The sequence below is a fragment of the Bradyrhizobium sp. BR 10261 genome, assembly GCF_019455395.1.
Taxonomy (GTDB): domain Bacteria; phylum Pseudomonadota; class Alphaproteobacteria; order Rhizobiales; family Xanthobacteraceae; genus Bradyrhizobium; species Bradyrhizobium manausense.
In genome coordinates this window covers 134,916-145,676 of record NZ_JACOFQ010000019.1, presented here as the reverse complement: position 1 = coordinate 145,676, position 10,761 = coordinate 134,916, and the positions used below count along the sequence as shown (strand labels likewise).

Below are 10,761 nucleotides of genomic sequence, written 5' to 3'. Positions count from 1 at the left end.
CGGTGGCCGTGCCGTCCTGGCTGGTGACCGTGAACTGGTCCTGCACCTGCTGGCCCGCGGTGAGCTCATTGTGCGCGCCATTGCCGGTGTAGCTCCAGGCGCCGTTGGCATCGATCGTGAAGTCGCCATAGGTGCCGTGGACGTTGGTCTGGGCGACGACATGGGCTTCGCCCGTATCGGGATCCACAATCGTCAGCTGGCCGGAGGCGTTCAATGCGGCGGCAGCGTCGCCCTCCGTCACCGCCTTGGAGTCGGAGCTCACGGTCGCGTTGTCATTGGTCCCGGTGATGGTCACTGTCACCGTCTGGGTAGCTGTCGAGCCGTGGCCGTCATTGATCGTCACCACGAAGCTCTCGGTGACGGTCTGGCCCGCAGCGAGGTATTGCGCAGCCGCGTTGTTCAAACTGTAGTGCCACTGCACCGCGCCGTTGGCGGCATTGGCCGCCTCGTTGACGGGGTCGAGCGAGAAAGTGCCGAGCGAAGTCGTGTTGGAAGAGGCTGCCGCGAACGAGGCCGAATGCGTGTCGCTGAGATCGGCGTCGTTGAAACTGATAGTGCCGGCCGCGCTCTGCGAATCCGAGAGATCCGGCGTGACATTCGCGTCTTCCACCACCGAGCCGCTCTGCGGACTAGATGTCGCGAAGACCGAATCGTTTGCGCCGTTAAACTGGAGTGTCACCGTCGCCCAGCTGAGCGTGCCATTGCCCAGCTGGATCGCGTAGGTGAATGTGTCAGTCAGCGTTTGCCCGGCCGCCAGCGCCTGAAGCTGAGGGTTGATGTCGCCCTTGTCGTAATGAATGCTGCCGTCCGACTCGATCCAGATGCGGGCACCGAGCGCGCTGCGGTCTCGGGTTCCGGCCATGCCGGCTCCGTCACTGCTGTACACCACATCCTTGACCAGCAGATCAGCAGGTGCGTAGCTCTTGGTAGACGCGGAGGCGCTCGCGCCGTCGTCCAGCGAGAACAGCGTCTTGGCCGCGCCCCCAAGATCATTTGCCAGCACGTTCAAGATGAGAATGTTGCCGGCGTCTTCCGTAAACGAGAAAATGTCCGAGTTGGCTTGCGGAGTATTGCCGAACGAAACCGTGCTGCCGCCGCCCGTTGTCTGCGTCGCCATAGCTTAAATCCTCTGGGTGATGCGCCGCCCGCATTCACGGACCGGCACAAATTGCACAATGGCGCGGGGATGATCGGCCGTTGCCTTGCCTATGTTGCTGAAGAAAAATGCCAAGCTGCCCAGGATGCCTACCGTCCTGCTCAGCGCTTCGAAAATGTGCAAAGAGAACGCGTGCCGCTCAACTCTGCTCGAGGCTAGAGTCGCTCCGGGCCCGCGAGCAGATGTCGTGTAAACGGTCGCGCGCCCGACAGCCGCCATGTTTGCAAATCGCAAACTTGGCTGGATCGGAGGATCGCAGATTGACGGAGAAGAATTCGAGACTGCCCGAGCCCGGCCCAACATTGCTACAAAATGCGTGCACGTCATTCGCGACCCTCGTCTGTCAATGCAGAGCAGAGAGCGTCGCCGCAAAATCAATTCACGCAAACTGATAGCGCTCGCTCGGAGGGTGTTACGTCCACCAGCGACAATCGATCAACCTGCCAAGTCGCGTGAAAAGATCTGGAGCGGTATCCCCCTGCCCATCGCGGTCGGTGCTTGGCCGGCCACGTCTTGGCAATTATTGATTCTGCGATATTCGCGGCTTCAGAAGCGACGACAGTGATCAGGAAGCGTCACGGTCATCCGCCCTCATTAAATCAATATCTATTTTAAATTAAAGCCTCTGTCCATTTATTTATTTATTATCTGGTTTTATTGATTAATGCATCAAATTAATAACAATGAGGCTTTTGCGCCCTCCTTGCGAGGACACCGGAATTCTACGGCTTGGCCCCCAGATGCACTCGGTTCGCGAGATGATCTTTGCTTCGCGTTGACGCGTCGCCAATTGGCTAGGCCGGGGTGCCTCACAACGCTTGAACCAACTCGGCGGCGGGACCGGCTGCCTATTCAGGATCGCGCGTTAGCTCCGACCTTCATTCGACGTTGCACTTCGGAACACCGCAACGAGCCGATCGCCTTCCCAAAGCTCAACGTCGTGCTCGTCATGCATTTGCTGGGCGCGGCGCCTCGCCGTCTGCTCGTCAATGCAGTCGAGCTTTGCAGCGCAGATCACTTGCCGGCTGCCGTCCACCACGAACACCTTGTACCGCATGATGCAGTCCGATCCAAAAGGGTGGACCATCATCGTACCAGAATGTCCGGTCAAGGCAGCGCCAAACGAAGTGCGACGCAACGGAACCATTGTACGTGTGGCCGTTGGGCCATACCCATGCTTGGAGGAATGGCCATAGCGAGCGCATGCGACTGAACGGAGATGTGGTTGCCGCCCGTATCGCTGGTTCATCCGAACTGTGCACGACAGCGACCTCAGGCCGCCACTGGCGTTCGTCCGCGCTCGAACACGAAATCGCGATACCCCGCTTGCGCGGCGGCGGCACAATACTCCCTGTACTTCGGAAATCCACCCGTGAAAAGCGTAAGCCCGAGCGGCTTGTCCTTGACGTTGGCGCCGAGATACCAGGTCTTCGCCTTGTTGAGCAGCGAGCGCTGCGCGAGGCGCGCGACGAGCTCCATCCAGCCGTCTTCCGCCGCCTTGGTCGGCTCGACCGTCGCAAGGCCCCGATCGGCCATGTGCGTGATCAGGTTTGCAATCCAGTCGACGTCGTTCTCACTGATCCTGACGATGTTGGCGAGCGCCGCCGGCCCGTTCGGGCCGGTGGTCATGAACAGGTTCGGGAAACCTTCCATCATCAGGCCGAGATACGACTTCGCCCCGTGCTTCCATTTGTCATTCACCTTGCCGCCGTGGCGGCCGACAACGTCGAAGGCCGTCAGCGCGCCGGTAAGCCCATCATAGCCGGTCGCGAGGATCAGCATGTCGAGCTCGGTTTCTCCGGCCTCCGTCCGCACACCCTTCCCGGTGACTTCGAGGATCGGTTCGGTGACGCAGTCCATCAGATGGACATTGGGCAAATTGAACGTCTCGTAATATTCGGTGTCGAGACACGGCCGCCGAGCGAAGATGGGATAACCGCGGGGCTTGAGCTTTTCCGCGGTGACGGGGTCCTTGACGACCTCGCTGACCTTGTCGCGCACGAACTCGGCGACATGCTCGTTGGCCTCCTCGTTGCTCAGAAGATCGGTGAAGGTCCCGAGCATCGCAAGGCCGCCGGCCTTCCAGGCGTCTTCCATGAGTTCGCGACGCCGTACCGGCGTCACGCTGAAGAAAGCGCGCGTGGTCCACGGACGCACGCCGCCGTTCGGGCTGTTACGGGCGGCCTCGCGGATCCCGGCGTAGTTGCGCTTGACCTCGGCTACGTAGTCCGGCTCCAGCGTCTGATTGCGCATGGGCATGGTGAAGCTTGGCGTGCGCTGGAAGACGAAGAGCTCGCCGGCCTTCCGGCCGACTTCCTGGACGATCTGGATGCCGGTCGACCCCGTGCCGATCACCCCGACGCGCTTGCCGGCGAAGCTGACCGGATGGTGCGGCCACTTGCCGGCGCGCAGCAGCTCGCCCTTGTAGCGCGCGATACCCGGAATCTGGGGATCCATGGGGATCGACAACGGGCCCGTCGCCATCACGCAGTAAGTCGCCTCGACGGTCTCACCGCGATCGGTCGTCACCTTCCACAGCTTGCGCGTCTCGTCCCAGATAGCGCTGATGACGCGGGTGTTGAACTGATAGTGCTTTCGCAGGTCGAGCCGGTCAGTCACGAAGTTGAAGTAGGCGAGAAGCTCCGGTTGTGACGCGAACTCCTCCGACCAGGTCCATTCCTGTTCGATCTCGGGACAGAACGAATAGCTGTAGTCGATACTCGGAAGGTCTACGCGCGCCCCAGGGTAGCGATTCCAGTACCACACACCGCCGACATCGCCGCCCGCCTCGAATGCCGCGAGCTTGAGGCCCATCTCCCGGAATTTATACACGGCGTACAAGCCGCCGAAGCCGGCGCCCACGACGACGACGTCCAGGCGTTGTGCGCCCACCTCACTGCTGCTCATCTCGGCATTTCCTCGCTTGCGCTATTGGTTCGATTGACGCGGCGATCGCGCTGACGTTGAAAACCATCTCATGAGTTCTGCGGCGCCACCACGGCTTTGAGGCCGCGCAGGATGAGTTTCACATCCATGAAAGACTCTGGCGGCCTGCCACGTCGTCTTCAATCGCTCGCGGTGCTCGCATCGCCGGCGTCGCCGAACGACGTCCAGCCGCCGTCGACATAGAGGATCGAGCCGTTGATGTAGGACGCTTCCGACGAGGCCAGGAAATAAGCTGCGTTTGCGATCTCCGCCGGCTCACCGAAGCGGCCGAGCGGAACGCGGCGGCGGATCCGCGCGCTGTCGATGCGCCCCGATTCCTGAAGCGCAGCCACGCCCGGCGTGCGGACATAGCCTGGCGCAACGGTGGCGGTGCGCACGCCGGCAGGGCCGAGCTCAGCCGCCATGCACCGCGTCAGGATGTCGATGGCGGCCTTCGACGCGCCGTAGGCGTGGCGCGGCGCGAAAGGCAGGAATGTGTTGATCGATCCAAGATTGAGAATGACGCCGCCGCTCCCCATCAGCTTGATCGCCTCCCGCGCGCAGAGAAAGGCGCCCACGAGATTGACCTCGAAGACCTTGTCGAGCTCCGCCGCGGACTGCGCGAGCGCCGGCACGAAACCGTCGGCCACCGCGGCATCGTTGACTAGCACGTCGACACGACCGAAGCGCTGCCGGATCGCGGCAAACACCGCCAGCACCTCCTGTTCGGAGGAGACGTCCGAGACCAGGGCCATGTGTTTCGTGCCGAGCGTGCGCACGAGCTCGGCTGCGCGATCGCCATCCTTGTCGGCGACGATCACGGTATCGCCGGCTAGCGCAAATCGTTGGACGATCGCCGCCCCGATGCCGTTAGCGCCGCCGGTCACCACCACGATACGCTCCTTCGGCGCCGGTTCGGGCTTTTTCAGTTCGGCGTCCGGCGCCCCCACGACCGCAGGATGCGCGTCGCCGGGCTGATTGAAGGATTGCCAGCCGCCGTCGACGGCAAGGACTGCGCCCGTGACATACCCTGCGTCCGGCGAAGCGAGGAAGCGCGCCGCTGCGGCGATCTCGTCCGGGCGTCCCATGCGCCCCAGTGGAACGCGCCGCCGGACCAGCTCGAGGTTCGCCTTGCCGGAGCGCTCCAACTCCGCAACCATGGGCGTGCGGACATAGCCGGGGGCCACCGCCACGACGCGAATGCCATGTTTTGCCCATTCGCAAGCAAGCGACCGCGTCGCCGAAATCAACCCCGCCTTGGACGCCGCATAGGCGTTGCGTTTGGGATTGCCGAGAACGCCGGCCAGCGACGCAATGTTCACGATCACGCCGCCCCGCCCCATCATGCGCCTCGCCGCCTCGCGCGCCAGTACGACGGGACCACGCAGGTTGACGCTCAACGCCTTGCGAAACGAGGCGACGTCCGTTTCTGTCGTCGCCGCCATGGTCGGCCCGAGCGCGGCGTTGTTGACGAGAACGTCAATCCGTCCAAACCGCCGCTCGATCGCGGCGACGAGCTCCACAACGTCGTCTTCAGAAGCCACGTCGCAATAGAACGCCGCATGCTCGCCGCCGAGCGCAACCGTGATACCGCCGACGTCGGTGCCAGGCAGATCGACGGCCGCGATGACATCGCCGTCCCGATGGAAGGCCTCGAGCAGCGCCCGGCCGACGCCCCCGGCCGCTCCGGTGATGATGACAACGCGCCTTGGCTTTTCCATCGCCCACTTCCTTCGATGCGTTTAGCTACATGCGTAAAGCGCGCGCATCGGCAAGAACTTTATAGATGGGATCCTCCGGGTGCCGCGTTCCGATCGGTGTCCGCTGGCCAAAACGCGCGTCCTCGCCCTCGGTCGGCACGGCCTGCTCTTCCACCCAGTCAAACGTCACAATGCGCCGTGCGACTCGCCATTCCCCGTCGCGCTTCTCGAACAGGTCGCAATAGCGCCCTGTCATCACGTACTGCCGTACGACGCCGTCCTTGCCGGGACCGCGCTGCATGGCGAGGAAGTAGGTCTCAACCACAGCTCGCGTCGGGCCGACGAATTCGATCAGAAGATTGCCGACCTGATGGACGTTGCGCGCGCCGCTCTTGAAGATCTCGCGGGCCCAAAGGAAAAAGCCCTCCACCGGCCCGGAATAGATGCCATGCTGATCGGTGGCGTCGGGCCAATAGGTGCCGCGCAGCGTGGCCTCATCGGCCCGGTCGACGCCGCGGCAATAGCGATAGATGCAATCGCGGATCGCCTCGCGGTCCAGGAGTTCGGTCAGCTTCGCTGTATCCATCGTCATATATCTCTTCCCTCAACCAGAATCGCCATGCTCAAGACCCGGATCTGCAGGGGACCAGCAGCGCATCGAGCGGCATGACGCCCTCGCCGCGCGGCATGGCCAGAACCGGGTTGAGATCGATGCTCTCGATCAGTTCGGCATTGTCGGCTGCGAATTGCGACAGCCGCGACAGCATCTCCGCCAGTGCGTCGATATCGGCGGGCGGCGCACCGCGAACGCCCTCCAGCAGCGCAAATCCGCGGATCTCGTGGATCATTCGCTGCGCCTCGGCAACGTCGAATGGCGCGGCGCGGAACGTCACATCCTTGAGCACCTCGACGAAAACGCCGCCGAGCCCGAACATGACCACAGGACCAAAGATCGGATCGCGCACCACACCGGCAATGGTCTCCACGCCGCCCTTGATCATCGGGGAGGCGATGACGCCGTCAATTCGCGCGTCCGGCCGCTTGTCGCGCGCACGAGCCAGAATGGTTCGCGCGGCATCGCGGGCCTCCGCCTCATTCCGCACTCCGACGATGACGCCGCCGATCTCGGTCTTGTGCGCGATGTCGGGAGAGGAGATCTTGACCACCGCTGGAAAGCCGATCGCTGCCGCGGCGGCGCCGGCGTCCTCGTCGGGCCGCACCAGCGCTTCCTTCGGAAACGCAATGCCGGCCGCCGCGCGCAACAGCGATTTCGCCTCGTGCTCGCTGAGCGCGCCGTCCGGTGGCGCGATGCGCATCGCGGCCGGCAAGGCCGCGCGCGTCGCTTTCGCCGCATCGAAGCTGCGGCGAAACCAGACCAGTGCCGCCAGCGCGTCCACCAGCGCCGAGCCATCCTCGAAGACCAGGAAACCGTCGTTCTCGTAGGCGCGAACGATCTCCGTCGGCGCCGACATGGACAGCGCCAGGACCAGGCCTTCATGTCCGGCTGTTGCGGTCCGCAGCGTCTGGCGCAGCTTGGCCGAGAAGGTGGGGCTGGCCGGTCCGCTGCCGAAAATGCCGGCGAAGAGGTGATAGCCGCCCTTCTCGAGCATCGCGGCGATATAGCTCGTCATCAGCGGCAGGTCGGTAAGCGCCTGCGCCGTCGCATCCACGGGATTGCGGGGCGATGCGTAAGGAAGCATCGCCTTCAATTCCTCCTGCGCCGCCTCAGGCATCGGTGCGACGTCGAGCCCGCACGCCGAGGCGTCATCGGCCATCTGAATGCCGAAGCCGCCGGACAGCGTGAAGATGCCGAACCTGTTGCCCGCGGGATAAAGCCCGCGCACGCAGGCATAGGCCACGTCGAGGTGCTCGGCGGTGGTTCGCGCCCGATAGGCGCCATACTGCCGCAGCACCGCGTCGAACACGGCGTCCGATCCCGCCAGCGCCGCGGTGTGCGAACTCACAGCCTGCGCGCCGACATCGGAGCGGCCGACCTTCAGGAAGACGATGGCCTTTTCCCGCGCGCGCGCGACCTCCAGCGCCTCGACGAATGTGTCGCGATCGCGAATGCCTTCCACATAGGCCATTACGACCTTGACATCCGCCTGATCAATGACCCAGCGCAGCGCTTCGGCGACATCGATGTCGCACTCATTTCCCGTCGTGATCCACTGCCCGATGCCAAGGCCGCGCTGGCGCGCCAAGTGGGCGATATGCGAGCCGTAGGCCCCGCTCTGCGACACGACCGCGACCGGACCGGGCTCGACGAACGCGGCGTCGAGGATCGCCGAGAATGTCCCGTAATAGCCGATGCCGGCGTTGAACAATCCGAGGCAGTTCGGACCGAGAACACGCATGCCGCTCTGGCGAGCGATGCCGGCGATCTCATCCTGCGCAAGGCGCCCCTGCTCGCTTGCCTCGGCAAAACCCGCTGAAAACACTACCGCTGCGTTGACGCCGCGATCCGCGCAGTCCCTCAGCGCCTGGACCGTGCCTTGCGCCGGCACCGCGAGGATGGCGACATCAGGCACCTCCGGCAGCGCCGCGACGGAGCTGTAGGACCTGATGCCCTGGACGGTATCCCGCTTCGGGTTGACCGGGTAGACGGCGCCCTTGAAGCCGCCCTCGCGCAAGTACCTCAACGGGCGTCCACCGATGCGCGCGACATCGTCCGAGGCACCGATCAGGGCAACGGACCGCGGCTTGAAGAGCGGATCGAGCGAGGCTGGGGGCTGACGCATCAAGACGTGGTCCTGGTTGGGAAAGAGTTCGGCTGAACCCGGAATTGCGCTTCCGGCAGACCGGTAACGCCGAGGCCCTCGATCGCGAACAGAAAGCCGGCGTCCGGGTGCCGCGAAACCGCGCGTCCCGATCCTGAATCCTTGATCGAGGTGACATAGAGCGTCGATAGATCCGGACCGCCGAAGGCGACCGATGAGGGCAAGTCGGTCGGCGCGTCGATCAGACGATCGAGCGTACCTTCGGGAGTAAACCGCGCGATCTTGCCCACCTGCACCAGCGCGACCCAAAGGCAGCCGTCGCAATCGACGGTCGCGCCGTCCGGCCCGGAACGATATGGCGCGGTGTCGATGACTATCCGGGGTTCTCGATCAGGCTTATCACCGGGCCCATAGCGAAAGGCGCGGATTGCGCGGTCGAGACTGTCGGCAAAATACATTGTGCGGCCGTCGGGGCTGAAGCAAAGCGCATTCGAAATGCGAATGCCATCGGCAAGCACCGTATGCGCACCGGCAGCGTCAATGCGAAAGAGCTGCCCCAACGGCTCCGCATGGACGCCCATGGTGCCGCAGAGAAACCGTCCCCAACGATCCACCTTGCCGTCATTGAAGCGCACGCGGACATCGCGAGGCTCGGGCAAGAACAGCGATGTCAGTGAGCCGGAGCCGAGATCGAGCTGGTAGATGCCGTCCACGAGCGCGACGACCAGCGCGTCGCCTTGGGCAAGCGCGACAGAGCCGACCGTAGACGGGACATCCCAATGCCGCGTGTCACCCCTCGCCGGCTCATAGGCATGCACGCGGCGCGAGACGCCATCGACCCAATACAGCCGTTGCCGCTCGGGATCCCAGAGCGGGCTTTCACCCAACTGGGCGGCTGTCGCCGATATCCGGCTCACTTGCAGCGCCATCAAGCAGTTCCGCTCATGCTCGCTTCGTCTCGCGAAGACACGCGAGAGCGCGGGCCGGTCTGCCGGCCCGTCGATTCGTTCACTGGGTCTTGAGGAGATCGCAGGTGCTCTCCGAGGCTGGGCGCCAAGCGTCCTCGGCCGGAATGGTCGACGTGATCTCGTAGTAGTCATAAGGATATTTCGACTCAGCCGGCGCCTTGATGCGCGCTGCATAGAGCGGCCGCATCACCTGGCCGTCAGCACGGATGCTGACATTCTTCATCTCGAAATCGTTGATTGGCGTCGTCTTCATCTTCCGCACCACTGCTTCGCCTTCGTCGGTCTGCGCCGCGGCGACCGCCTTGAGATAGTGCGTGACCGCGCTGTAGGTGCTCGCCTGCGCCTCGTTCGGGACGCGGTCTTTGAATTCCGCCTGAAAGCGCTTCGCAAAGGCGCGCGTCTCATCCGTCATGTCCCAGTAGAAGGGCGTCGTCAGGCGCACGTTCTGCAGCGGCTGCAGGCCGATACTATGCGTCTGATTGAGCAAGAGACCCAGCGGGGCAAGCTGCTGCTTCTGCGTCAACCCGAATTCCTGTGCCTGCTTCATGGCATTAGCGAAGTCTGATCCCGAATTGGCGAGCGCAATGACCTTTGCATCACTCGCCTGCGCCGTCAGCAGGAACGAGGAGAAATCCGAAGAATTGAGCGGGTGCAGCACGGAGCCGACGACCTTGCCGCCATCGGCCGTGATGAAGTTCGTCGTATCGGCCTGCCAGGCCTTGCCGAACGAATAGTCGACGGTGACGAAGAACCAGGTGTCGAGCCCTCGTGCGAGCAGCGATTTCACCGTCGCCTTGGGCAACGCATAGGTGTCCATCGTCCATTGCGTTGTCATCGGTGAGCATTTTTCGTTCGTGAACATTGAGGCCGCCGTTCCCGCCAGGAGATACGGCTTCTTCCGGTTCTTCATGATGTCCTGCACGCCTAGCGCGATCGAGGACGCCGAACAGCCGACAATCGCGTCCACGCTCTCGTTGTCCAGCCAGCGCAAGGCAATGGCCATGCCGATATCCGGCTTGTTCTGATCGTCGGCCACAACGAGCTCGATCTTCTTGCCGTTGATGGCGCCGCCAAAGTCGCTGATCGCGAGACGTGCGGCGACGACCGAACCCGGCCCGCAATTATCCGAATAAGGACCGGCCTGGTCGTTCATGATGCCGATCTTGATGACGTCCCCGGAAATCCCCTGCGCGCGGACCGGCGTTGCAGGGCACGAAATTGCGCTCAACAAGATCGCCACAGCGGCGACATAGCTAACCGAGAGTCTCATATGCTCCTCCTTACGGTCCGCG

Annotated in this window: 7 protein-coding genes; all 7 read right to left on the bottom strand. The window is 63.4% G+C overall.

Annotated elements, in window-relative coordinates:
• The coding region (locus HYH07_RS22470; protein WP_220004539.1) for a VCBS domain-containing protein at window positions 1-1,117 on the bottom strand (1,117 nt) is incomplete at its 3' end.
• 1,311 nt (window positions 1,118-2,428) lie between these two features.
• Entirely contained in the window at window positions 2,429-4,063 is a 1,635-nt protein-coding gene (locus HYH07_RS22465) for an NAD(P)/FAD-dependent oxidoreductase (protein WP_220004538.1), read from the bottom strand.
• A gap of 158 nt (window positions 4,064-4,221) precedes the next feature.
• Entirely contained in the window at window positions 4,222-5,802 is a 1,581-nt protein-coding gene (locus HYH07_RS22460; RefSeq protein WP_220004537.1) for an SDR family oxidoreductase, read from the bottom strand.
• A 25-nt stretch (window positions 5,803-5,827) separates the two neighbouring features.
• Window positions 5,828-6,367 carry a nuclear transport factor 2 family protein gene (locus tag HYH07_RS22455; protein WP_220004548.1) on the bottom strand — a complete coding sequence of 180 codons (540 nt, stop codon included), beginning with the start codon at window positions 6,365-6,367 and terminating at the stop codon, window positions 5,828-5,830.
• 37 nt (window positions 6,368-6,404) lie between these two features.
• Complete coding sequence (locus HYH07_RS22450; protein ID WP_220004536.1) at window positions 6,405-8,522, bottom strand: acetate--CoA ligase family protein; 2,118 nt, start codon at window positions 8,520-8,522, stop codon at window positions 6,405-6,407.
• The gene (locus tag HYH07_RS22445; protein ID WP_220004535.1) at window positions 8,522-9,430 is read right to left on the bottom strand and encodes an SMP-30/gluconolactonase/LRE family protein; all 909 of its coding nucleotides are present in this window, start codon (window positions 9,428-9,430) and stop codon (window positions 8,522-8,524) included. The genes HYH07_RS22450 and HYH07_RS22445 overlap by 1 nt, the downstream gene beginning before the upstream one ends.
• 79 nt (window positions 9,431-9,509) lie before the next feature.
• Window positions 9,510-10,739: an ABC transporter substrate-binding protein gene (locus HYH07_RS22440; protein ID WP_220004534.1), complete on the bottom strand. Its 1,230-nt coding sequence runs from the start codon at window positions 10,737-10,739 to the stop codon at window positions 9,510-9,512.
• Between the last annotated feature and the right edge of the window lie 22 nt (window positions 10,740-10,761).

Bases quoted from the DNA above. Each gene is read 5' to 3' on its own strand.
- HYH07_RS22465 (WP_220004538.1), bottom strand. From the start codon at position 4,063: ATGAGCAGCAGTGAGGTGGGCGCACAACGCCTGGACGTCGTCGTCGTG.
- HYH07_RS22460 (WP_220004537.1), bottom strand. From the start codon at position 5,802: ATGGAAAAGCCAAGGCGCGTTGTCATCATCACCGGAGCGGCCGGGGGC.
- HYH07_RS22455 (WP_220004548.1), bottom strand. From the start codon at position 6,367: ATGGATACAGCGAAGCTGACCGAACTCCTGGACCGCGAGGCGATCCGC.
- HYH07_RS22450 (WP_220004536.1), bottom strand. From the start codon at position 8,522: ATGCGTCAGCCCCCAGCCTCGCTCGATCCGCTCTTCAAGCCGCGGTCC.
- HYH07_RS22445 (WP_220004535.1), bottom strand. From the start codon at position 9,430: ATGGCGCTGCAAGTGAGCCGGATATCGGCGACAGCCGCCCAGTTGGGT.
- HYH07_RS22440 (WP_220004534.1), bottom strand. From the start codon at position 10,739: ATGAGACTCTCGGTTAGCTATGTCGCCGCTGTGGCGATCTTGTTGAGC.